General features: G+C 66.8%; 23 protein-coding genes, 1 tRNA gene and 1 riboswitch. Of the genes, 10 read left to right on the top strand and 14 right to left on the bottom strand.

Translation table 11 applies throughout. From position 1 onward, the window contains the following. Nucleotides 1-97: 97 nt before the first annotated feature. The 4 genes from ACFVWT_RS20885 (at nucleotide 98) to ACFVWT_RS20870 (ending at nucleotide 5036) form a co-directional block, all read left to right on the top strand. A complete protein-coding gene (locus ACFVWT_RS20885) occupies nucleotides 98-1564 on the top strand; it encodes a dihydrolipoyl dehydrogenase family protein (protein WP_390251265.1) in 1467 nt (488 codons plus the stop codon). A gap of 87 nt (nucleotides 1565-1651) precedes the next feature. After that, on the top strand, nucleotides 1652-2389 hold the full coding sequence (locus ACFVWT_RS20880; protein WP_390251263.1) for an ABC transporter ATP-binding protein: 738 nt from the start codon (nucleotides 1652-1654) through the stop codon (nucleotides 2387-2389). Further along, a complete protein-coding gene (locus ACFVWT_RS20875) occupies nucleotides 2386-4422 on the top strand; it encodes a YhgE/Pip family protein (RefSeq protein WP_390251260.1) in 2037 nt (678 codons plus the stop codon). The genes ACFVWT_RS20880 and ACFVWT_RS20875 overlap by 4 nt, the downstream gene beginning before the upstream one ends. Then, nucleotides 4419-5036, top strand: a complete 618-nt coding sequence (locus ACFVWT_RS20870) for a TetR/AcrR family transcriptional regulator (protein WP_390251258.1) — start codon at nucleotides 4419-4421, stop codon at nucleotides 5034-5036. Before ACFVWT_RS20875 ends, ACFVWT_RS20870 begins: the two co-directional genes overlap by 4 nt. Before the next feature lie 530 nt (nucleotides 5037-5566). Here the strand turns inward: ACFVWT_RS20870 and ACFVWT_RS20865 are convergent. The 6 genes from ACFVWT_RS20865 to ACFVWT_RS20840 form a co-directional block, all read right to left on the bottom strand. Next, the gene (locus ACFVWT_RS20865) at nucleotides 5567-6652 is read right to left on the bottom strand and encodes an EamA family transporter (RefSeq protein WP_390251256.1); all 1086 of its coding nucleotides are present in this window, start codon (nucleotides 6650-6652) and stop codon (nucleotides 5567-5569) included. Nucleotides 6653-6697: 45 nt separating this feature from the next. After that, the gene (locus tag ACFVWT_RS20860) at nucleotides 6698-7354 is read right to left on the bottom strand and encodes a hypothetical protein (protein ID WP_390251254.1); all 657 of its coding nucleotides are present in this window, start codon (nucleotides 7352-7354) and stop codon (nucleotides 6698-6700) included. A 134-nt stretch (nucleotides 7355-7488) separates the two neighbouring features. Further along, nucleotides 7489-8016 carry a histidine phosphatase family protein gene (locus ACFVWT_RS20855; RefSeq protein ID WP_011690526.1) on the bottom strand — a complete coding sequence of 176 codons (528 nt, stop codon included), beginning with the start codon at nucleotides 8014-8016 and terminating at the stop codon, nucleotides 7489-7491. 57 nt (nucleotides 8017-8073) lie between these two features. Then, a complete protein-coding gene (locus tag ACFVWT_RS20850; protein ID WP_011690525.1) occupies nucleotides 8074-8277 on the bottom strand; it encodes a dodecin family protein in 204 nt (67 codons plus the stop codon). Between the two features lie 279 nt (nucleotides 8278-8556). Then, nucleotides 8557-9429 (bottom strand): winged helix-turn-helix domain-containing protein, encoded by an 873-nt coding sequence (locus ACFVWT_RS20845; protein WP_390251252.1) that lies wholly within the window; start codon nucleotides 9427-9429, stop codon nucleotides 8557-8559. A gap of 542 nt (nucleotides 9430-9971) precedes the next feature. Further along, entirely contained in the window at nucleotides 9972-10826 is an 855-nt protein-coding gene (locus ACFVWT_RS20840; RefSeq protein WP_390251250.1) for a hypothetical protein, read from the bottom strand. 247 nt (nucleotides 10827-11073) lie between these two features. Between ACFVWT_RS20840 and ACFVWT_RS20835 the strand changes: the two genes are divergently transcribed. The 4 genes from ACFVWT_RS20835 to ACFVWT_RS20820 all read left to right on the top strand — a co-directional run bounded on the left by ACFVWT_RS20835 (nucleotide 11074) and on the right by ACFVWT_RS20820 (nucleotide 15568). Next, on the top strand, nucleotides 11074-11814 hold the full coding sequence (locus ACFVWT_RS20835; protein WP_390251248.1) for a response regulator transcription factor: 741 nt from the start codon (nucleotides 11074-11076) through the stop codon (nucleotides 11812-11814). A 3-nt stretch (nucleotides 11815-11817) separates the two neighbouring features. Next, nucleotides 11818-13350, top strand: coding sequence for an ATP-binding protein (locus ACFVWT_RS20830; protein ID WP_390251246.1), 1533 nt, complete (start codon nucleotides 11818-11820; stop codon nucleotides 13348-13350). 139 nt (nucleotides 13351-13489) lie between these two features. After that, nucleotides 13490-13674: riboswitch (cyclic di-AMP (ydaO/yuaA leader) on the top strand. Beyond that, nucleotides 13674-14429, top strand: a complete 756-nt coding sequence (locus ACFVWT_RS20825) for a hypothetical protein (RefSeq protein ID WP_390251244.1) — start codon at nucleotides 13674-13676, stop codon at nucleotides 14427-14429. Its footprint overlaps the riboswitch before it by 1 nt. A 212-nt stretch (nucleotides 14430-14641) precedes the next feature. Then, nucleotides 14642-15568: a dolichyl-phosphate beta-glucosyltransferase gene (locus tag ACFVWT_RS20820; RefSeq protein WP_390251241.1), complete on the top strand. Its 927-nt coding sequence runs from the start codon at nucleotides 14642-14644 to the stop codon at nucleotides 15566-15568. Nucleotides 15569-15571: 3 nt separating this feature from the next. Here the strand turns inward: ACFVWT_RS20820 and ACFVWT_RS20815 are convergent, their stop codons facing one another. The 5 genes from ACFVWT_RS20815 to ACFVWT_RS20795 form a co-directional block, all read right to left on the bottom strand. Beyond that, entirely contained in the window at nucleotides 15572-15940 is a 369-nt protein-coding gene (locus ACFVWT_RS20815) for an STAS/SEC14 domain-containing protein (RefSeq protein WP_390251239.1), read from the bottom strand. 65 nt (nucleotides 15941-16005) lie between these two features. Then, nucleotides 16006-16710 carry an HAD-IA family hydrolase gene (locus tag ACFVWT_RS20810; protein ID WP_390251237.1) on the bottom strand — a complete coding sequence of 235 codons (705 nt, stop codon included), beginning with the start codon at nucleotides 16708-16710 and terminating at the stop codon, nucleotides 16006-16008. A gap of 44 nt (nucleotides 16711-16754) precedes the next feature. Further along, nucleotides 16755-17132 carry a glyoxalase superfamily protein gene (locus tag ACFVWT_RS20805; protein ID WP_390251235.1) on the bottom strand — a complete coding sequence of 126 codons (378 nt, stop codon included), beginning with the start codon at nucleotides 17130-17132 and terminating at the stop codon, nucleotides 16755-16757. Between the two features lie 137 nt (nucleotides 17133-17269). Next, nucleotides 17270-17905, bottom strand: a complete 636-nt coding sequence (gene upp, locus ACFVWT_RS20800) for a uracil phosphoribosyltransferase (RefSeq protein ID WP_043478170.1) — start codon at nucleotides 17903-17905, stop codon at nucleotides 17270-17272. Between the two features lie 12 nt (nucleotides 17906-17917). Beyond that, nucleotides 17918-18796 (bottom strand): phosphatase PAP2 family protein, encoded by an 879-nt coding sequence (locus ACFVWT_RS20795; RefSeq protein ID WP_390251233.1) that lies wholly within the window; start codon nucleotides 18794-18796, stop codon nucleotides 17918-17920. A 43-nt stretch (nucleotides 18797-18839) separates the two neighbouring features. Between ACFVWT_RS20795 and tadA the strand changes: the two genes are divergently transcribed. After that, nucleotides 18840-19358 carry a tRNA adenosine(34) deaminase TadA gene (gene tadA / locus ACFVWT_RS20790; RefSeq protein ID WP_390251231.1) on the top strand — a complete coding sequence of 173 codons (519 nt, stop codon included), beginning with the start codon at nucleotides 18840-18842 and terminating at the stop codon, nucleotides 19356-19358. On the opposite strand, the gene ACFVWT_RS20785 is transcribed toward tadA, so the two are convergent. The 3 genes from ACFVWT_RS20785 to ACFVWT_RS20775 are packed head-to-tail and all read right to left on the bottom strand — an operon-like array spanning nucleotide 19339 to nucleotide 21914. Continuing rightward, a complete protein-coding gene (locus tag ACFVWT_RS20785; protein WP_390251229.1) occupies nucleotides 19339-20475 on the bottom strand; it encodes a glycosyltransferase family 4 protein in 1137 nt (378 codons plus the stop codon). The genes tadA and ACFVWT_RS20785 overlap by 20 nt on opposite strands. Before the next feature lie 8 nt (nucleotides 20476-20483). Next, complete coding sequence (locus ACFVWT_RS20780; RefSeq protein ID WP_390251227.1) at nucleotides 20484-20882, bottom strand: 6-pyruvoyl tetrahydropterin synthase family protein; 399 nt, start codon at nucleotides 20880-20882, stop codon at nucleotides 20484-20486. Nucleotides 20883-20885: 3 nt separating this feature from the next. Next, nucleotides 20886-21914: a dehydrogenase gene (locus tag ACFVWT_RS20775; protein ID WP_390251225.1), complete on the bottom strand. Its 1029-nt coding sequence runs from the start codon at nucleotides 21912-21914 to the stop codon at nucleotides 20886-20888. Between the two features lie 105 nt (nucleotides 21915-22019). On the opposite strand from ACFVWT_RS20775, the gene ACFVWT_RS20770 reads away from it, so the two are divergent. Beyond that, nucleotides 22020-22106, top strand: a tRNA-Ser gene (locus ACFVWT_RS20770). Nucleotides 22107-22483 lie beyond the last annotated feature (377 nt).

Raw genomic sequence — 22483 nt, 5'->3', positions numbered from 1 at the left:
TGTTAAGCACCCGCGCCAAACACGGACCCGATTCCCGTGGCCGCTTCCTGGGGCTCCTTGCCTCGGGCCGCGCCTCCGCCGGGCGTAGTCTGGTGCCATGACGGCCAGAGTTGAACGCGAATTCGATGTCATTGTGATCGGTGCCGGAGCCGTGGGGGAAAACGTCGCGGACCGGGTGGTCCAAGGCGGACTCACCGCGGTCCTGGTTGAGGCTGAGCTGGTGGGCGGCGAGTGCTCCTACTGGGCCTGCATGCCATCCAAGGCCCTGCTGCGCCCCGGGACCGCCCTCCATGGCGCGCAAACGGTCCCTGGCGCCGAGGAGGCGGTCACGCGTACCTTGGATGCCGCCGCGGTCCTGAAACGCCGGGATTACTTCACCTCCAACTGGCAGGATGACGGCCAGGTCAAATGGGTGGAGGACACGGGAATCGAACTGATCCGCGGCCGCGGCCGCCTCACCGGCCCGCGGGCCGTCGAAGTAGCCGGGCGGGACGGCGTCAGCTACCTGCTCTCGGCGAGGCACGCCGTCGTACTTTCCACCGGATCGGCACCGGCGGCGCCGCCGGTTGCCGGCCTGGCGGAGCTGGACTACTGGACCACCCGCGAGGCCACGTCCGCACGCAGCGTGCCAACCAGCCTGGCGGTCCTCGGCGGCGGGGTGGCCGGCACCGAACTGGCGCAGGCCTTTGCCCGTCTGGGTTCCGCCGTAACCCTCGTGGCCCGCGGCGAGATACTCAGTATGTACCCGAAGCATGCCACAAATCTGGTGCTGGCCGGCCTCCGGGCCGACGGCGTGGACGTCCGCCTCAACACCGGCACGGAACGGGTCAGCAGCAACGAGGACGGCTCGTTCACGCTGTCCCTGGCCGACGGCGACAGCATCAGGGCTGAGCGGCTCCTCGTCGCCACCGGCCGCCATCCCGCGCTGGACGGGCTGGGGCTGGAAGCCGTGGGGCTTGGCGCCGTGGATGGCAAAGTGCCGCCGCTTCGCACGGATACCACGGGCCTGGTTGAGGGCATGGACGGCGCCGGCCAGGACAACGACGCGAACTGGCTTTACGCCGTGGGGGACGCAGCAGGCAAAGTCATGCTGACGCATCAGGGCAAGTACTCGGCGCGTGCCACCGGAGATGCCATCGCGGCGCGGGCCAAAGGCGAGCTGCAGGGTTCACCGAAGCCATGGAGCCGCTTCGCACAGACGGCCAACGATCACGCCGTGCCCAACGTGGTGTTCACGGATCCCGAGCTGGCCAGCGTGGGCCGGTCGGTGGAGCAGGCGCGGAAGGATGGCTACAACGCGTCCTCGGTGGAGCTCCCCATCAGCGTGGCCGGATCCTCACTGCATTCCGAGCATTACGAGGGGTGGGCCCAGCTGGTGGTGGACGAGGATAGGAAGGTGCTTCTTGGGGCCACCTTCGCGGGGCCGGACGTTGCCGAGCTCCTCCATGCCGCCACCATCGCCGTGGTGGGCGAGGTGCCCCTGGACCGGCTGTGGCACGCGGTGCCGTCCTATCCCACGGTCAGCGAGGTGTGGCTGCGGCTGCTTGAGGAGTACGGCCTCTGACTGGTTGATCACACTTCAACCCCGCTATTTGAACTGACTGGTCAGTTTAGTTAGCCTTGATGCAGACACCCACTGCGAAAGGCTTCCATGCTCTCGGTTCGACAGCTTCATGTGAAAGGCCGGCGGGATGATTTGCTCCCGCCCACTTCACTCCAGGCACGGCGCGGCGAGCTGGTATTGGTTTCCGGCGTCCGCCAGGACCAGAGGACCGCGCTGGCACTCACCCTGAGCGGGCGGATGAAACCGTCCTCCGGTGAGCTCCTCTGGGACGGCACGGCGAAGACGAAGCGCCTTCGCGCAGCCAGCTCACTCGTGGACTCCCCCGGGGTCAATGAGCCCGAACAGCACCTGAGCGTGCGGGACCTCGTCACGGAGGACCTCGCCCTGATCCCGCGGCGCTACCGCGGCGCCCTGCTCAGCACGCCGTGGCTCAAGGTCAATCGCTTCGAGGACATCGCCGGCCTGTGGGCGGAACAGCTGGCACCGGCCAGGCGCATTGAACTGCTCACCGCCCTCTCGCTCGCCAACCCGCACACCGACCTCCTCGTGGTCGATTCCCCCGACCGCCACAGCGCGGACCCCGCGGACTGGCTGCCGCGGCTCCAGGAGCTGGCGTACGACGGCGGCCGGCCCCTCGCCGTCGTCGCAACCGTCGCTGCCCTCCCGGACAACTGGACGGGGCCGGCCGGCGAGATCGGCAACGCCGTCCCCCGCCCTCCCCTCGACAAGAGTTTTTGTCCAGATAACGCGGGCAAAACGGCCCCGAAGTCCCTTGATGTGGACAAAAACTCCAGCCCCGAAACCGAAACGGAGGACGCAAAGTGACTGTGCTGCGGCTGGCCCGCTCCGAACTCAAGCGCATGACCGGCGGGCTGCTGCCCAAGCTGACCATCCTTGCCCTGACCATGGTGCCCCTGCTGTACGGGGCCGTGTACCTGTACGCCAACTGGGATCCGTACAGCAACCTGGACCAGATCGACGCGGCGCTCGTGGTGGAGGACACCGGAGCCACCTCCAGCGACGGAACGCAACTGCAGGCGGGCCGGAAGGTGGCGGACAGCCTCATCGACGGCCACGTGTTCAACTGGCAGTCCGTGGATTCCTCCGAACAGGCCGACCAGGGAGTCAGCAGCGGCAGGTATGCCTTCGCGCTGAAGATTCCGAAGGATTTCTCCGCCAACCTGGTGTCCCCCGGCAGCTTCGACGCCGCCAACCAGGCCATGTTGAACGTGACCACCAACGACGCCAATAATTACTTGCTCAGCACCATCGTGGACAAGCTGACCACTGCGGTCCACTCGAGCGTGGCCAAGGAAGTGGGCGAGGAAACCGCCAACCAGCTGCTGACCGGCTTCGGCACCATCCACACGCAGATGGTCAAAGCGGCTGACGGCGCAGGCCAGCTTTCCGACGGCGTCAGCAAACTCCACGACGGCACCGTCACCCTGCACCAGGGCACCACGCAGCTCAGCAGCGGCGCCGGCGAACTCTACACCGGCCAGCTCAAGCTGCGCGACGGCGCCAACCAGCTGGACGACGGCGCAGCACAGCTCAGCGACGGGCTCGGCCAGCTCAGGGACAAGACGGCGTCCCTGCCGGCCGATTCGCAGAAGCTGGCCGACGGCGCGGCGCAGGTTGCGGCCGGAAACGCCACGCTGAACACCAAGGTGCAGGACGTCGTCGGACAGCTGGACGCCGCGGACCAGGGACTGCGGAACCGCGTAGTGGAGTCCAACGGCAGGCTGATGGCTGCCGGCATCATTACCCAGGCGCAGGCGGACAGCATCCTCAAGGACTTTGACGCAGCTGCTGCATCCGGTCCGGTGGCGGACGCCAAGGCAAAGATCCAGTCCGACGCCGCACAAATCCAGCAGCTCGCGGACGGTTCGGCCGCGGTGAGCGCCGGTGCCGCCAGGCTCGCGGCGGCCACACCCGCCCTGACCGGCGCCATCGGGCAGGCGTCCGCGGGCGCGGACCGGCTGCACACCGGGACTTCCGCTTTGGCCGCCGGCGAACAAAGCGCCGTCGACGGCACCGCAAAGCTCGCCGAAGGCGCCAGGACGCTCGACGGCGGCGCGGCGCAACTTGAGGACGGCGCCGCAACGGCCGCCAGCGGCGCCGGGACCCTCGCCTCCGAGCTGGCCAAGGGCGCGGGCCAGGTGCCCAATCCCGATGACGCCCAGAAGAACAGCCTGTCGAAGGTCATGGCCGACCCCGTGGCCGTCAGCAACGTCTCACAGGCCAAAGCAGGGTCCTACGGGGCCGGCCTGGCTCCGTTCTTCCTGACCCTGGCGCTCTGGATCGGCATCTTCATGCTGATCCAGGCCATGCGTCCCGTCACCCAGCGGGCGCTGGCTTCCAATGCGCCGTCGTGGAAGATCGCCCTCGGCGGCTGGCTGCCGTTCCTGGCCGTCTCCGTGGTCCAGGCCAGCCTGCTCACCCTGGTGGTGGACGTGGCGCTGGGCCTCAATCCCGCGCATCCGGTGCTGATGTGGCTGTTCATGCTGGCGGCCGCAATGGCCTTCAGTTCCATCATCCAGGGCATCGTCGCCTTGCTTGGCTCCCCCGGAAAGCTGGTGGTGCTGATCCTGCTGGTGCTCCAGCTGGTGTCCTCGGGTGGCACGTTCCCCTGGCAAACCACCCCCCAGCCCCTGCACGTGGTGCACGAAATCCTCCCCATGGGCTACGTGGTGACCGGCATGCGGCACCTGATCTACGGCGCGGACCTGTCCATGATCCTGCCCACCGTGGCCCGCCTGCTTGGCTACACTGTGCTGGGGGCCGGGCTGTCAACGCTGGCCGTCCACAAGCACAAGTTCTGGACCTTGAAGTCCCTGAAACCGGAGATCGCCGTATGAGCATGCAGGACGCCGGCGAAAAGAAGCTCCGCCCGGCCCGTACCAATGCCACCAAGCAGAAGCTGTTCGACGCTTCCATGGAGCTGATCGGCGAGCGCGGCGCGGCCGGCGTCACCGTGGATGAGATCGCCGCCGCGGCCGGCGTCTCCAAGGGGACCGTGTATTACAACTTCGGCAGCAAGTCCGACCTGATCGCCCAGCTCCTGCGCCACGGGGTGGACATCCTGCACGCCCGGCTGTTGAGCGTGCAGGACTCCTCCGCCGATCCGCTGGCCGCCATGGACGAGATGATCGGCCAGGCGATGGACTTCATGGCGGAGTACCCGTCCTTCGCCAGGCTCTGGGTCAGCGAAAACTGGCGGACCCCCAGCGAATGGCAGGACACCTTTGCGGAGCTCCGGGGCCGCCTGCTCGCAGTGATCGGCGGCGCGATCGAGGGCGTCGCCGCAAGGTATCCCGTCGACGAGTCCATCTCCCGGGGCAGCCTGGAGACTGCCATCTTCGGCGCGTGCTTCGTGGTGGGACTGGACCGCCAGACCTACAACCCCGAACGCACCCGCGAACAAAGCGTGGCGGCCATCATGGCAATTATGCGTGGCTACGTCCGGAAGTAGCCCGCGTCGGGGAAGATTAGTCACATGCGCCACATGGGTAACAGCGGAAGAATAGCTATCGCAGCGGCGTGTGCCGCCGCAGGCCTTCTGGTGCTGACCGCGATAACGCTCGAAGAGGCGGTGTTGTTCGCGTTCCTCGGGGCTGTGGCCGTGGGCTACCTTGCCTGCGTCGTCCAGGTGGTGGCACGGGGACGCCACCTTGCCCTGCTGACGGGCGGCATCGGCACCAGCCTGTTCATCGGGTTCACCATCGCGTTCCTGCGCATGTGGGGCCTGGCGTTCACTGCGGAGCCGGATGCGCTGGGTGCGGCGGTGACAACCCGGGACTCCGATATCTACTTCTACCTCGCCGCAGTGTCCGGCGCGGGGACGCTGCTGGTTGTGTTCGCCGGGGCGGTATGGCCGGCCGGAAAGCGGCTCCGGTCGGGACGCAGCCGGTCCGGCCGCAATGAATCCGGGCGGCGCAAGCCCGCATCCGGCGCAAGGCGCCCTACGGCCAGACCGGCGCAACGACCTGCCGCCGGGACCACCTACGGGCGTGTTCCGGCGTCGCGCTCCGGGGCGGTGCGTGCGCCCGCGGCCAAGCGGCCCGCGCCGTCCTCGGCCAAACCAACGGTTCCTCGTGCGGCCCGGCCTGCTCCCAAGTCCGCCGCGCCCAAGCTGGCGGCTAAACCATCCCCCACGTCCCCGGCGAAGGCCACATCGCGCCGTTGAGCGTGCCATCGCCTCTGGCCTGGCGTGGCTCCCTGCCGCCCCGGCCGGAGGACGGCGATTGCCACTCCGCCCAGCAGCAGGATTCCGCCTGCCACCTCGGCCGGTGAAGGCACCTCGCCCAGGACCAGCCACGCCGTCGTCATTCCCACCACCGGGACAAGCAGCGTAAAGGGGACCACCGCGGACGACGGATAGATTCCCAGGAGCCGGTTCCAGATTCCGTAGCCCACCAGGGATCCGAGGACCGCCGTGTAGATCGCGCTCAGGATGGTGACCACCTGCAAGCCTGCAAGGGCGCCGCCCACGGCGGCCGGCCCGTCGATCAACAGGGACAGGCCGATCAGCGGCAGCGGTACCACTGCGCCGGACCACACCACCAGGCCCAGGCCGGACGAGGCTTTGGCCTGCCGGGCGACGATGTTCCCGGCCGCCCAGGACAGGGCTGCAGCGAGGACGATGAGCAAGGGAAGGACCGGGGCCACCATGCTGCGGCCGACTGCCACCACCGCGAGTCCAGCGACTCCGAGGACGACGCCGGCGAACTGCCTCACGCTGGGACGCTCACCCAGAATTCCGGCAGCGAGGAGAACAGTCAGCAGCACCTGGGCCTGCAGGACCAGCGAGGCGAGCCCGGCGGGCATGCCCAGCGCCATGGCCAGGTAGAGGAGACCGAACTGTCCGGCGCTCATGAAGAGGCCGACGCCGACGACCGCCCGCCAGCTGACGTCCGGCTTACGGATGAAAAAGATCCACGGAAAGACCACCAGGACGAAGCGCATGGCCACAAAGAGGAGCGGCGGCACTTCGGCGCCGTTGGCGTGCAGGCCAAGGTCGATCGCGACGAAATTGGCGCCCCACAGGACGGCCACGAGGACCGCAAGGGCGGAATGGCGAAGGTTCACGCTCCGGGCTGCCGGTTCAGGGCTGTGACGCCAAAGGACCCGGTGTCAAAGATTCCGCGGGCGCTCTCGCGGAGCCCCGTCCTCGCCGCGATCAGGTGCAGCGTCGTGCTCGGCGGCATCATGGTGGGCGGCATCGCGCTCGGTGACGCCGCGCTCGCGTGGTGCGTCCGATTCAGTCGTGACGGGTTCAGCGTGGCCGGGTGCTGCCGTGCCAGGGGTTGCCGTGCCAGGGGTTGCCGCCGGCACGTTGTCCCCGCGTCCGCGGGTTCCGGCTTCTGCACGCGTCTGCGGCTGGGCAGGCACGGCCTCACCGTGCCCGTCGGCCTCGTGCCGGTCAGCTGCGCGACGATCAGCGTCATGGCGATCGGCTGTGACGACGTCCGGATCAACCTCATCGGCCTTGCGAAGCTGCTCCTGCGATGCGGCCCGTACGCGCTCGGCTTCCGCCTGCTTTTCGCGGGCGTCCCGGCGCAGGCGCTCTGCCTCGACCTCGGCCTGCTTGGCGTCGGCCTCGGCACGGGCGGCTTTGGCCTCGCGGTCCCGTGCTCCGAGCTCGTCGGCCTTGGCTTTTTCACGCATTTCCGCGGCCCGGTTCCTGTCCGCTTCCACCTTGCGGCGCCGGTTGAAGAAGAGCACCGCTGCGATGATCGCAATCACCACAACAACGCCGATAATGATCCCCACAAGCTGTCCTGAGTCCACGATGATCTCCTTCTACCCGGGGCCGCTGACGAATATCTCCAGTAAACATCACAAACCCCGCGCTGACCATGAACACGGCGGAAGGAGGGTCAAGGGTCAGGTCCGCAACGGCTGCCGCACTTGCCCAATGCCCCTTAGTGCGCCCGGGGCACCTTGAAGTGCGTGAGCCGTGCATCCTGGCCGTCCAGTTCCGCCCAGGTTTTGTCGGTTTCCAGCACAGTCAGGCCGCTGGTGGGAAACCGGGTGGCGGCGTCCATATAGGCATCGTGGTTGGAATCGCGCGACGCCAGGTGCATGGCAAGATCCTGGACGCCGGGCATATGGGAGATCACCATCAGCGTCGTCACGGTATCCGGGACGTGGTTGATGACCTTCAGCATGCGCAGCGCGGACGCTCCGTAGAGGCCGTCCTCAAGTTTCGGCGTCGGGGCTTTGTCCCCCAGTTCCGCGCATACCCAGGTGCACGTCTGCCGTGTACGCAGCGCGCTGGAGCACAGGATGAAATCGGGAACCACCCCGTGCTTGAGCAGCCATTTCCCGGCCAGCGGAGCCTCACGGTGCCCGCGTTCCTCCAGCGGGCGCTCATGATCGGGCACGCCTCCGGGCCAGTCCGCCTTGGAGTGCCGCATGAGGACCAAACGCCTGATGTGATGCTCGCTCATGTCCCAATCCTAGTGCGGCGGCCCTGCCCCTCAGGTCATGGCCGCCCTGCACAGGGTTCAGTCCTCCAGTACGAAGGTCACTTCAAGCACAACGTGCCACGCGACGACGGCGCCGTCGGCGATTTCGACTTTCTGTTCCTTAACCCACGCGCCCGTGACACCCCGAAGGGTCTTGTTGGCACGCTCGATCCCCTCTTTGATGGCCGCGTCAAACGAGGTTTTGGAATTCGAGCTCAGCGTAGTAATGCGTGCTACAGACATAGTTCCTCCTGGTAGTCGGATGGACGATCAGAGACTACGCCGCACCACCCCAAGCCAACAGGGCCATAGGAACTAAGCCGCGGAAGCACAATGCTCCGAGAGCCCACCCGCGGAAAGGCGGCCCTTTCACCTGGGTCAAGGGCGCTGAAGCGTAGCGGCACATCTGGAAAGCGCCGTTGTTGCGTGAGGAACGAGCGCAGGCGCCGAGGGATTGCGCCGCGAAAGCGAAAGCGCCCGCCCCCAAAGAAAGGGAACGGACGCTTTGCGCGGGGTTTGAGGCTAGATGGAGTATTCCGGAGCGGCCCAGACGACAACCTCCGGGTGCTCGTAGAACCGGTAGCCTTGGCCGCGAACCGTGCGGACGGTGTTGGCGAGGCGGCCCAGCTTGGAGCGGAGGCGGCGGATGTGGACGTCGATGGTGCGCTCGTTGGGGACCTCTTCGGCGTTGCGCCACAGGCCCTCGAGCAGTTCGTCGCGGCCCACGGTGCGGGTGCCGTTTTCGACGAGGTAGTTGAGGAGTTCGAACTCCTTGAACGTGAGGTTCAGGGAGTCGCCGTCGAGGTGGACTTCGCGGCGGGCCAGGTCGATCAGGACGCCGGAAGGCCGGGGATCCTGAGGCTGCGGCAGCCGGGTGGTTTCGGCGCGCTGCCGGGAGTTGACGGTGGGGTCGCCGAAGGTGGACCGTACGACGTCGAGCGCGGAACCCGGGGCGCTGGCGGGGGCTACAGCCACCGCGGCGTAGCTCTCCGCACCGGAGACGAGCGACTGGGCGTAGGCGCGGATTTCCTGGGCAAGTTTCGCGATGGAGGTTCCGGCTGCTGCCGCGGTCTCCTCATCGATGCCCATGTAGAGGACAAATCCACGGGCTACGTTTTCGTTTGCGACGGGGCGGACGGCGCTGCCGTTGGCCGGTGCAATCACGGGGGTGGGGGCCGTCTGCGGGGCGGCTTCGGCGGCAGGAACTGCGCGCAGCTGGCCATAGGAGTTCGGGTTATAGCCCTGGGGCGCGTAGCCGGGGGCCGGGAAGCTGTTGCCGGGGGCTGCCGGGGCGAACGCCGGGCGGGCACCGAAACCCTGGCGGAGGCCCGAGGGCTGGCCGCCCTTGTTGGCGTTTCGGACGGAGATGTGGACGTATCCAGATGCAACTGACATGGAATGCTTACCTCAATGTGAATGGCCGTCATCGCGGCTCGAATGCTGTCTTTCCCCGCAATGAGATCTGGGGAGGGGCGCCCGACGCTGGGCTTGGGGCGAATGCCTAAAAACTTCTCGGGGTGGGAAAGTTAGGCGTGCATTCGACAACAGCGCATGTCTTCGCCAGCGGGTGGGCTGGTCCAGGATTCTGCGGCTGCAGGTGCTGTTGAGTTCTTGTTCACAATTGAAGTGTGCAACGTAACAATGAAAACTTGCAAGTAACAATGGACGCTTCTGTCCGCATCGTGAGACGAAATCCCGCATTGTGGCCCAAATCACGATTCTGAAATGCCAATAATATAACAGGTGTTTTTCAGAACGATCGATCGGATTCGCTCGATTACCGAATAGTCTTCTTCCAAACCCCTTTTTTCGGTGCGAAAATTCAGCCAGCGTGGAATTGCTGAAATACGAGGCCCGGGCGGTGCACATGTCCAGCGCCCGGCGGGGCTAGACCGAAAAAATTCCTGCCATTCAGCCCCACGGCCCCGCAGGCGGGCTCAGTTGGATTGGCCGGTGAGCGTCGCCGCAACCATCTGAACGGACTCCGCGGGGAAGCTGTCGCCGTCCTTTCCCGCGACGATCCTTACCATCGCACCGGACACGATGTCCGCCACGGTGGGCTGGCTGGTGGCCGAAGCGCCGGACTGTTGACGCCTTTGTTGCTGATTGCTCACCGTAACGTCCGAACCGAGTGAATAGGTGCGGCTGAACCCGTCCGTGCTTTTGACCGTGACGGAGCCCGAACTCACCGCAGTGACCGTTCCCTGCTGTTCCACTTTGGTGACGTAGGCGCCCTCCTCGAGGGTCACGTACTCGGAGTGGACGGCAGCGGAGACTCCGGTGCCCATTCCGCCCAGGCCCTCCGGGGCAAAGTTTCCGGGGCCGCCCTGTGGCGGCATCCCGCCGTCGGCAAAACCTCCCTGCGCTCCGCCGCGGCCGCCTGGTGAAGTCTCCTGCAGTGCGCCTGCATCGGCCGGGTTGCCAGCCGCCGCCGAGCTCGAAGTCAGCGCGTAGATGCCCACGCCGACTCCCCCGGCGAGAACGGCCGCGGCGCCGGCGACCGCCACTCCGCGTTTGACGGTCCACGGCTTCGAGCGGCCTGCGGGGTCGTCCGGAAAGCCGGCAGGCGGCGGCGCACCCCAACTACCGGACGGACGGGACGGTCCCCACCCCGTCTCCGGCAGCGCGCCGGAGGCAGCGTCCGACGGCGGCACTCCCCATCCGGAGGCCTGCCCGCCGTTGGCGGGGCTGTTCACGGGGAAGTTCACACGACCGCCCGCCGGGATCGGCTGGTCTTCCGGAGTCTTCTCAGAATCGTTTTCCGGAACCGGCGTGCTGTGGTGGTTGTTCATGGCGTACTCCTCGGGCAGGGGGCTTTGTCCACTCCAGCCTCGGAAGCGTTCCTGTGCGGGGCCTGTGCAGGGCAAGAGGTCAAGCTGTGACGTTTCCGATGCCGGTTTCAGTCCGGCGATTCAGCCGATCCGCGCCGGGCAGCCCAAGGAGGGCCCACCACCGCGTTCAGCTCGCTAGGCTGGGATTCACAGCCAGCGCACAGGATCCCCATAGCGCCGGCTAAACCGCAGATCGGAGAGTTGTCCCATGGCCACTTCGCACTCCATGACCAACAACCTTCCCCAGCTCACCCACCCGGACGGTTCCCCCATCCGCGCCCTGGTGGTTGACGACGAACCCAGCCTCTCCGAGCTCATGAGCATGGGCCTGCGGATGGCAGGCTGGTCCGTTGCCGTCGCAGGCGACGGTCCCGAAGCCGTCAAGCTCGCCAAGGACTTCCGCCCGGACGTGCTGGTGCTGGATGTGATGCTCCCCGGTTTCGACGGCGTCGAGCTGCTCACCAGGATCCGCGCCTTCGCGCCGGAGGTGCCAGCGCTCTTCCTGACGGCAAAGGACGCCGTCCAGGACCGCATCCTCGGCCTGGCGGCCGGCGGGGACGACTATGTCACCAAGCCCTTCAGCATGGAAGAGGTGCTCCTCCGCCTGCACCGGCTGGTCCAGCGCTCCGGGGTGGCCGCCATGGACACCGCCGAACTGGTGGTGGGCGATCTTGTCCTCAACGTTGACACGCGCGAAGTGACCCGGGCCGGGGAGGAACTACAGCTGACCGCCACCCAGTTCGAACTCCTCCGCTACCTCATGGAGAACCCCAAGCGGGTGGTCAGCAAGGCACAGATCCTGGACCGGGTGTGGGACTACGACTTTGGCGGCCAAGCCAACATCGTGGAGCTCTACATCTCCTACTTGCGCAAGAAGGTGGATGCCAAGCACCCGCCCATGATCCACACCGTCCGCGGCGCGGGCTACGTCATCAAACCGGCGGATTGAGCGGTGCCCACACTTTCCGGCGAAATCCGCAGAGACCGCCGCCGGTGGCTTGATCCGTCAACCTGGCACCTGCGCACCCGGCTGGTCCTGGTGGCCATGGCGCTGCTGGTGGCCATCTGCGGCGCGATTGGCCTCTTCAGCTATGCCTCCATGGATTCCTTCCTGACCAGGCAGCTCGATGAACGGCTGGGGCAGGCCTCAAGGCTCTCGAACGAGGCAGGACGGCCACGGCCCAGCAACCCGTCCGGCAGGCAGGACGGGTTCGAAGGACCGGGCCAAGGTGTGGGTACCCTCATCGCGCGCATCGATAACGGGAATGTCAGCAGCGCCGGGTTCCTCGCCAAAGACGCCACCGTGGCGTCCCTCTCGCCCGAGGATAACCAGATTCTTTTGGCACTCCAGCACGACGGAACACCCGTCGATCGGGCCCTGTCCAACGGCTCCTACCGCCTGGTGGCGGTGGAGGCCCCGTACGGGGACGTGATTGTCACCGGACTCCCCCTCAACGAAAAACAGAACACGCTCAACTCTTTGGTATGGACGATGGTGATCGTCTCGATGGGCGGCCTGGTCCTCATCGGCCTTGCCGGAACGGTGCTGATCCGGCGCACCATGAAACCCCTCGAACAGCTGTCCGAAGTCGCCACGCAGGTTTCGCAACTGCCGCTCGACGCCGGCGAGGTGGCCCTCGCAGTCCGCGTCCCGCCGTCGAACGCGCATCCCGGAACGGAAGTGGGCAGCGTGGGCCACGCCCTCAACCTCATGCTGGACAACGTGTCCAAGGCACTCGAGGCCCGGCAGCAAAGCGAAACGAAGGTGCGCCAGTTCGTGGCCGATGCATCGCACGAGCTGCGCACGCCGCTGACCGCCATCCGCGGCTACACGGAACTCATGCGGATGACCGAAGACTTCACCCCGGACGGCCAAAAATCCCTCGCCAGGGTGCAGAGCCAGTCCGAACGCATGACCACCCTGGTGGAGGACCTCCTGCTGCTGGCCCGGCTCGACGAAGGCCAGCCGCTGAAAATCAGCGACGTGGACCTGACGCAGCTCGCGGTGGAGACCGTCAGCGATGAGAAGGTCATGGCCCCGGACCGCATCTGGCAACTGGAGCTCCCGGAGGAGCCCGTGGTGGTCCGCGGGGATGCCAAGCAGCTGCACCAGGTGATGGCCAACCTGCTCTCCAACGCCCGCAAGCACACGGAACCGGGCACCACCGTGGTCACCAGAGTGATGCGGTCGGCTGACGGCAGCGCCGTGGTGACCGTCACGGACAACGGTGCAGGGATCCCGCCCGAATTTGTGGACAGGGTTTTCGCGCGCTTTGCCCGGGCGGACGCCGCGCGAACCAGCCCGGCAGGCTCCGCCTCGGGTTCCGGCGGCTCGGGCGCCGCGGCTTCCGAGGGAACAAGCGGACTTGGCCTGTCGATCGTGCAGTCGATCGTGGAGGCGCACGGCGGAACCGTGGAGGTCAACTCGCGCCCGGGACGCACCGAATTCGCGCTGCGCCTCCCGGGAGAATCACCGGAAGCTTAACTCCGCCACGGACGGGCCTGCAGCACCCGGCATAAGCGCAAGCCAACGCGCCGCCGTCGTGATCCTCGTTACCGAAATGTGACTTAAGCGCCGGACTCCTGTACGGTTTTTAGAGTGCGGCCACCGTTCCGGCCGCATATCCGGATGGACGCCAAACTCTGCCGCTACCCGGATTTCCTCATGATCAGGCAGAGGCGGGGGACCCAGGTCTCCGGGCATTCTGCATAGCCGCCCTTGGGGTGAAGCCGACACGTGAAGTTCCGTGCGGCCGGATGACCTCATCCGAACCCGACAGCTAACTCCGCCGGCATCGAGAGGCAACCATGACTAAATCCACGCCAGAAGTACGTCCTGAGCCCGCTTCCCGCAAGTCCGCAGCGTCTGCGCAACGCTCACGCCACCGCGCCGAACCAGCTGCCAAGGCATCTCCGCTGTCCCGGTTCGCGGCCAGCCTGCAGGGCTCCGGCCGCCGGGCCGCAGTTGTAACCACGGCCTGTGCTGTGCTGATTGGCGTCGGTGCCGCCGGCCAGGCTTCCGAACCCGTAGCCCCCGCAACATCGGCAACGGGCGCAGGAACCACTGCGGCAACTGCCGACGCGGAACCGAAGCTCGCGTTCGAAAAGATCCTCGTTTCCGCCATGCCCGCACCGGCCTCTGTCAGCGTGACCGCGCAATCGTCGGAAGAGAAGCCGGCGGAGAAGGCGCCGGAAGCTCCTGCACCTGCAGCGGCCCCTGAACCGGCTCCCGCCCCGGCACCGCCCGTAGCAGTTGACGATCCCGCAGCAGCCCAGGCATATGCCGCCTCGCAGCTCGGAACGTACGGCTGGGCGGCTGACCAGATGCAATGCCTCACCACGCTCTGGACCAAGGAATCGGATTGGAAGACCACTGCCACGAACGCCAGCAGCGGCGCCTACGGCATTGTCCAGTCGCTGCCGGCCGAAAAGATGGCCAGTGCCGGGTCCGACTACCTGACCAACTTCCGCACCCAGATCAACTGGGGCTTGAACTACGTGAAGGAACGGTACGGCTCCCCCTGCGGCGCCCTGAACTTCCACTACGCCAACAACTGGTACTAAACCGGCGCCTGGCCAACTTGCTTCGTAAAACCGGAGGCCCCGAATCTACTACTGGATTCGGGGCCTCCGGCCGTATAGGCGTGATTACCTCCCCCTGGAGGCAGGGAAATGTCACCGGCGCCACCGTTCCTGTTCCCGTTGACGGTAAAACCCACAGCAGCTGCACAGCTTTGGCCTAAATCCTTCATATGCGGCCGCACCATAGTTGAACCATGACGCCCACAGACCTGGCCACGGGATCCCTGCCGCCCCCGCAACCCCGGGCCGCCGCCGACGCCCGGCCGGGTCCTCCCGCCCCGACGTTCCCCCGGCAGGGTCACGTCCGCCGGGCGCCCGTTGATACGCGCATGACCGGCACCACAGGAACCGCTCTGCCGGTGCTGGATGTAGTCATCCCGGTCTATAACGAGGAACAGGGTCTGGAGCAATCCCTGCGGCAGCTCCACTTGTACCTGGCCGATACGTTTCCCTACCCGTTCCGGATTACGGTGGCGGACAATTCCAGCACCGACGGCACGCTCAAGACCGCCGAGCGTGTGGCCCGGGAACTACGCGAGGTCACCGTGGTCCGACTCACCTCCAAAGGCCGCGGCAACGCGCTCCGCACCGTGTGGCTGGCCTCGCCGTCACCCGTGCTGGCCTACATGGACGTGAGTCTTTCCACCGACCTCGCTGCGCTCGCTCCCCTGGTCGCCCCGCTTCTTTCCGGGCATTCGGACCTGGCGATCGGATCCCGGCTGGCACGAACTTCCCGCGTTGTCCGCGGACCGTGGCGGGGGTTCATCTCCCGCGGGTACAACGTTCTGCTGCATGCGCTGATGGGTGCGCATTTCAGCGACGCGCAGTGCGGCTTCAAGGCTATCCGCGCAGATGTTGCCCGGCACATCCTGCCGCATACGGCTGACACCGCATGGTTCTTTGACACCGAGCTGCTGGTCCTGGCCGAAAGATGCGGTCTCCGCGTACACGAGGTCCCGGTGGACTGGACCGACGGTGGCGACGCCGGTGTGGACCTTTTCCAGACCGCGCTCGCCGATCTTCGCGGCATGGTCCGCCTCAGCCGCGACCTGACGACCGGCCGTATTCCGGTTCCGGAACTGCGGGCCCAACTCGCGCCGTGTGTTCCACCGCCGCGATGACGGCTACGGGAGCCGGAGCCACCGCATGGCTTCCTCCGGGCAGGTGAAATACCGCGTCGGAGCGGCAGGAGAATGAATGCTGAGGAAGAAATTGGCCAATGCCCGGTCCACCGGGGACGCCCCGAGGAGCGCCACCCTGGCCACCGTGCTGGGACGGGCAAAAACGCGCCGGGCGCCGCGGCTCATGGACTCCGTCGCAGCCATGTCCACCAGCATCGGAAACGGACGCCCGCGGCTCAGCTCATTGACCGCGGACATCACGGCCACCGCGGCTTCCTCGCAAATGGCCAGCCCTGGAATCCAACGCACATGCAAGACGCCGTTGCGCAGCTCGACAGTGCCCCTGGCGCCGTCAATCGGAATCTCGGTCATCCTATCCCCCCAAGATAGAGTCAGCCGTCCCGAACGACACTACTGGACCGGGAACCGGGCTGGGGTCAGAACCGGAAGGAAATCGTCCTGATGCCGGCGTCGTCCACGTCCGTTGTGACGGACACAGCGGAGTAGTCGGCGATGTGCATAACGCCGTCCGGCAACGGACCGGTGTTGGGCCCGATGGCAACAGTCCGGATCCCGGCGGCGACTCCGGCCGCAATGCCTGCCGGGGCATCCTCAAAGACCAGGGCATCGGCCGGCTCCACGCCAAGCAGTTCGGCGGCGCGGAGGTAACCTTCCGGGTGCGGCTTGCCGCGGGTGACGAGGTCGGCCGTGACGGCTGTGGCCGGCATGGCAAGTTTCGCGGCGCCCATCCGGATATCGGCCAGGATCCGGTCGGCGGAAGTCACCAGCGCCACGGCATCCGCCGGGAGGCTGCGCAGCAGTTCGGCCGCCCCGGGCAACGCCACAATGCCCTCGGTCCGCACCCGCTCCATGGCGCCGAGTTCCGCGGTCAGGGCCGCAACGTCAGTGCCGACGGGCGCAAACCGCCGCACTGTGTCCCCCGCCTGGACGCCGTGTGAGGTGCGGAGGATCTCGGCAATGTCCAGGCCGTAACGGGCGGCAAATTCGCCCCACACCTGCTCCACAACAGCTGTGGAATCGACCAGGGTGCCGTCCATGTCGAAAAGGACGGCACGGGTGATGATGGTGCTGGCGGATAGTCCCGCGGAAACCGGGGCGGGGGCATCGGGGCGAAAGCTCATCCTTCCATCCTGCCCCACCCGGGGCAGCGGCGGGATTCCGTGACCTAGCCGTTCGGGCGGTGGGGGATGTACTGGACGGCCCATTTGTTGCCATCGGGGTCGGCGAAGTGGACGAAGTGGCCCCAGTCCTGGACGTCGACGTCGCTGACGTCAACGCCGTTGTCCTTCAGCTGCTTGTGCGCGGCTTGGATGTCGCTCACCACAAGTTGCAGGCCGGGAGCGGTACCCGGCGGAGCGTCGTTGAGGCCTTCGCCGATGGCGATCGAACAGCCGGAGCCCGGCGGGGTCAGCTGGACGAAACGGATGCCCTCCATGGGACGTTCATCGTAGTCCGCGTTGAAGCCCACCTTGTTGACGTAAAAATCCTTGGCACGGTCCACGTCGGACACAGGCACAAACACCAGTTCAAGTTTCCAGTCCATGGGCCACAGGCTAGCCGCGGCCACCGGAATCCGGAAGAGGGCAACCGCTTCCCGAGAACGCGGGTGCGGGCCGGGGGCTGGGTTCCGGAACGCAGCCCCCGGCCCGCAGCCAAGGAGTGAAGAATCAGCCGGCCCAGCTAGCCTGCGATGCCGTAGAGGCGGTCCCCGGCGTCGCCGAGTCCGGGAACGATGTAGGACTTCTCGTTGAGCTTTTCGTCAATGGAGGCCAGGACAATGGTCACGTTGGCGTCCGAGAGTTCTTCCTCCAGCTTGGCCAGGCCCTCGGGCGCGGCGAGCAGGCAGATGCACGTCACGTCCGAGGCGCCGCGCTTGAACAGGAACTTGATGGCTTCGCGCAGCGTGCCGCCAGTGGCGAGCATGGGGTCCAGGACGAAGATCTGCCGGTCCGTCAGGTCCTCGGGGAGGCGCTCCGCGTACGTGATGATGTCCAGGGTTTCCTCGTCGCGTGCCATTCCCAGGAAGCCGACCTCGGCCGTGGGTACCAGCTTGGTCATGCCTTCGAGCATGCCCAGTCCGGCGCGGAGGATGGGAACCACCAGCGGCGTGGGCTTGGTGAACGCGGTGCCGATCGTGGTGCTGACCGGTGTTTCGATGGTGACGGGCTCGGTGCGGACGTCCCGCGTGGCCTCATAGGCGAGGAGTGTGACGAGCTCCTCGGTGAGCTGCCGGAAGACCGGGGAAGGAGTGTTTTTGTCCCGCAGAACGGTAAGCTTGTGAGCGACCAGCGGGTGGTCCACGACGAGTGTGCGCATGGGTCAAAACTATCACCCGGAGGTGGTGTCCCCGCCCCGAGGGCCGCGGGCCTGCCCGGGGCTGTCCGTGCCCTCCGGGTGGTCCTCGGCACGGTGTGCGGCATGGTGGGCCGCAAGTTCTTCCCGGAGCACGGGGTGGTCGAACGTCGGGGCGGGACCGGCGTGCTCGCGGTGCCGCATCACGTGGAAGAGCCTGTGGGCCAGGATCACGATTCCCACCCAGGCGAGGCCAAGGAGCCACCCGGCGATGACGTCCGTCAGCCAGTGGTGGCCGAGGAACACCCTGCTTAGTCCCATGGCGATGATGAAGAGCGAACCGGCCGTGATCATGGACACCCGCGCAACGGTCCGCTGGATCTGCAGGCAGGCCAGGTAGACAATCAGCCCGATGACGACGGTGGTGTTGAGCGTGTGCCCGCTGGGGAACGACGGCGAATCCTCGTAGGGCGGAACAGCGTCCGCATGGTCCGGACGGGTGCGGCCAAAGAGCTTCTTGCCGAAGGTGGTTGCAGTGACCGAAGCAGCAGCGGCGCCGCCCACCAGGATGAGGGGCCGCCAGGTGCGCCCCGCCCATGTCAGCCAGGCCGTCAGTATGCTGCCGACGATGGGCATGCCGATCCCGCCGCCAATGTTGGTGAAGGCGGTGACGGCGGAATTGAGCCAGGGGGTCCGGAGGTCTTCGGACAGCGCCAGCGCGGGCTTGTCCAGGTTGGCGAGGCCGGCGTCGTCCACCACGTTGTCGTAGACTTCGGCGCCGAGGAACGCCAGCGTCACGACGATCACGCCGCCAATTAGCATGGTGATCCAGAGGGCGGCGTACGGCACCACCCACCGCCCCCACCGGTCGGTAATGCGGTCAGTCAAGGTCTTCACGTCGTCTCCCGGGCTCATACGTCGCCTGCGCCTTCCTCATCTTCGAAACTATCATTGAGCCATGACTTCCCCGGATCCCCGCCATGCCGAATGGATGGGCCTTGCCCTCGCCGAGGCTCAGCGCGCCTTGGGCACCGGGGACGTGCCCATCGGCGCCGTCGTCATCGGGCCCGACGGCGACGTCCTGGGTACCGGGAGGAACGAACGGGAAGCGCACGGTGATCCCACGGCGCACGCCGAGATGGTGGCGATCCGTGAAGCGGCCGCCCGGCTGCAGTCGCTGGGACGTGCGAATGGCGGCCCGGGTGACGGCTGGCGGTTGGCGGACTGCACGCTCGTGGTGACGCTGGAGCCCTGTGCCATGTGCGCAGGCGCTGTTGTCCTGGCCCGGATTCCCCGCGTGGTGTTCGGAGCGTGGGACGAGAAGGCAGGGGCGGCCGGTTCGGTGTTCGACATTCTCCGCGAGCGCCGCCTCAACCACTGGGTGGAGGTCTACGCCGGAGTCCGCGAGCAGGAGTGTGCCACGCTGCTCCGGGAGTTCTTCGCCGGTCATCGGCAACTCAGCCAGCCGCTGCAATGAGGTCCAGCACGGTTCCGGCCGTGACATCCCAGCCCGGCAACCGGTTCCGCGCAGCCAGGGCCGCTTCACGCCAGCGCAGGCGCAGCTCCGGCGTGCTGAGCCAGTGGCGCAGCACGGCTTCCAGCGGCGCGGGGTCCGTACCGCGCACGACGGCGGTGCCCGGCAGGGCGGCTGTCCCGCCGCCGTCGGGAGCTTCTGCCACAGCCTGTGACCCGGCCGCGAGCGCCTCGACGGCGCCGGTGCCGTCCCTTACCACCACCGGGATGCCGCGGGCGAGCGACTCAGTGACCACCATCCCGTAGGTTTCGGCCTGCGAGATGAGCAGGCTGAGATCCGCACGGTCCCATTCCGCGTCCAGGGCCTGTCCCCTCAGCTCGCCCTGGACCGAGACCCGGCCCCCCAGCGCCAGTCCGGTGATTGCGCTCCTGACGGCCTCCGCGTAGGCCGGGTCTGCAGAGTCGGAGCCCACCAGGGATGCGGTCCAGGGCAGGTCCCTGATTCCGGCGAGCGCCTTGAGCAGCAGGATCTGATCCTTATTCGGCAGGAGGGCTGCCACGGCCAGGAAGTGCGGCGGGTTGGATCCGGCTGCCGGCGGTGCGGCAGCCGTGCCGGGCAGCGCCACGTGGATCGGCATTGTGCTGCCCCCGGCCGAACTGTGCCGTGGTGGATTGTGCCGCTCCCGGATCTCGGCGGCCGCCGTCGAACTGGCGCAGATGACGCCCGCCGCGGCAGCGAGGGCGCGCCCTTCCAGATCCCGGTGCTCCGCCAACTGCATGTGAACCAGGATCCAGGCGGGCCGCCCCGCGGCCGCGGCCTCTTCCAGGGCGTTCGGCGCACCCAGCGCCACCAGGCCGTCCACGATGGTCACCGGCGTACGGGACGTCTCACGGCCGCTGGAACCGCGGTGGTCCACGCCGTCGAGCAGTAACTCTGCCAGCCGCCGTCGTTCTTCCTCGCTGCCCACCGGCCAGTTGCCGTCAACGCGGCAGATGTCCACCTCCGCCCCCAGGGCCCTGAGCCCCCGGGCCAGTGCAGCGTTGTAGGCGTTGCCGCCTGAGTTGTGCCGCACATTGCCCGGAACGATCAGCCGGACCGCCGGGCCGCCCGGCTTAGTCATGGAAGGCGCTACTCGGCGTCGAAGTCGAGTGAGAACGACGCCCACGCGTCCGGGTTCTCCCGAAGCGTTACAGCCAGTCCCGCAAGCTCCCGCCCGTCCTCGCCGATACGGACCTTGGCCGCAACGGCCTCTGCGATGTATTGCGCCAATGCCTCGGTGGTGCTCAGCTTCCCGGCAAAATCGGGGTGCTCGTCCAGGTTCTTGTAGTTCAGGCCGGCCAGCACTTCTTCGATGAGTCCGCCGGCGGCGCCGATGTCCAAGACGATTGCGTCGTCGTTCAGCGCACGACGGCGGAAGGTCACCTCGGCCACGAAGGTGGCACCGTGCAGGCCTTGGGCCGGTCCGAAGGCTTCCCGGGGAAGGCTGTGGGCAATCATGAAGTGGCGGCGGACGGTCAGGCTGAACAAGGGCTACCTCTTGTCTTTGGCGGGGTGGTCGGAAGGGTACTCGATGACGTGGCACAGGGCGTCCAGGCTGCCCTCGGCCAGCTGGTGAACGACGGCGGGAAGTTCCGCAAACGGCGACGCCCCAGTGAGGAACATGTCGTAGACGGGATCGCTGAGCAGGGACACAGCGAGCGCCAGCCGGTCGGCGGTGGTCCTGCGGTGGCGGCGGGCGCGTGCCACCACCCCCACCTGGCTCGCGCGGATGGAGAGCCGGCGGGCGTGGAAGTCCTCCCCCAGCGGAATGGTCACCTTGCGGTCGGCGTACCAGGACATTTCGATGACGTCGCCTTCGTCGCCTACCAGCTGAAGGCTGCGTTCGAGGCCTTCCTGGGACGCAGAACAATGGAACACGATGTCACAGTCGGCCAGGGCGTCGTCCGGGTGGCTGAATTCGACTCCGAGGGCATCGGCGAACGCCCCCTTCGCCGGATCGACGTCCACCAGCTGGAGCCGCTGCAGCGGGAACGTCCGCAGGAGGCTGGCCACCATGCCGCCCACCAGGCCCGCGCCGACGACCGCGACGCGGTCACCCAGCCGTGGACCGGCTTCCCATAGGGCGTTGACAGCCGTTTCGACGGTTCCGGTGAGAACCGCCCTCCGGGCCGGGACGTTCTCCGGGACCACGGTCAGCGACTCGACCGGAACAATGTAGCGGTCCTGGTGCGGGTGCAGGCAGAACACCGTGCGGCCCACCCAGCCCTCCGGGCCGTGTTCCACTGTTCCAACCGAGAGGTAGCCGAACTTCACCGGCGACGGGAAGGAACCCTCCTGCAGGGGCGCCCGCATTTGTTCGGCAACCCGTGGTGGCACATTGCCGCAGTGGACCACGGTTTCAGTGCCTTTGCTGATTCCCGAATACAGGGCGCGGACCAGAGCCTCGCCGGGGCCGGGCGCAGGCAGCTCTTCCGTGCGGAGCTCGCCCTTTTCGTGGCCGACAGTCCAATAGGCCCGGGCTTGGGGACGGTGTTCGGATTGCTGCTGGGGATTGATCATCTTGCTTACGAATCTAGTCCCCGCACCGGGTGCGGGGAAGACTTCCGCCTTCGGCGCGCCCTCGTTTTGGGGAAGCGAGCCATGCTCCGGTAACCTATTCAGGTTGGTGACGTGTCCGAGCGGCCGAAGGTGCAACACTCGAAATGTTGTTTGGTGTCAAAGCCAACGTGGGTTCAAATCCCACCGTCACCGCGAGATAGCGAGGCCCTTGGTTTCTTTGTTTAGAAGGGACCAAGGGCCTTTTGCTTTGCCCCGGAAAGGTGCTGCAGTAACGCAATTCTCGCGACGCCCTGCGCTCCGCAGCCCGGGAACATTGCGCAACCCACGATCGATTCGTCACCGTGGCGGCCGAGCCTCCCGCACCCTGCCGATTCTGGGTCGCTTAGTTTAGTCGGCGGCCGAACTACGTCGAAAATACGTTCTGGATGCCGGCGTCCACATCAGCACCGCACCGGCAAGAGTCAGGACCAAACCGGTAAAAACCAGAGGTGTTGGTACGACACTGAAGGCACCTCCAAGCGACAAGACGGTCACGATGGACAGAACGAACCTGGCCCAATGTTCGCCTC

Source organism: Arthrobacter sp. NPDC058288 (genome assembly GCF_042880995.1).
Lineage (GTDB): Bacteria > Actinomycetota > Actinomycetes > Actinomycetales > Micrococcaceae > Arthrobacter.
The sequence above is the reverse complement of the archived record's forward strand: the minus strand, read 5'-3'. Positions and strand labels throughout refer to the sequence as shown.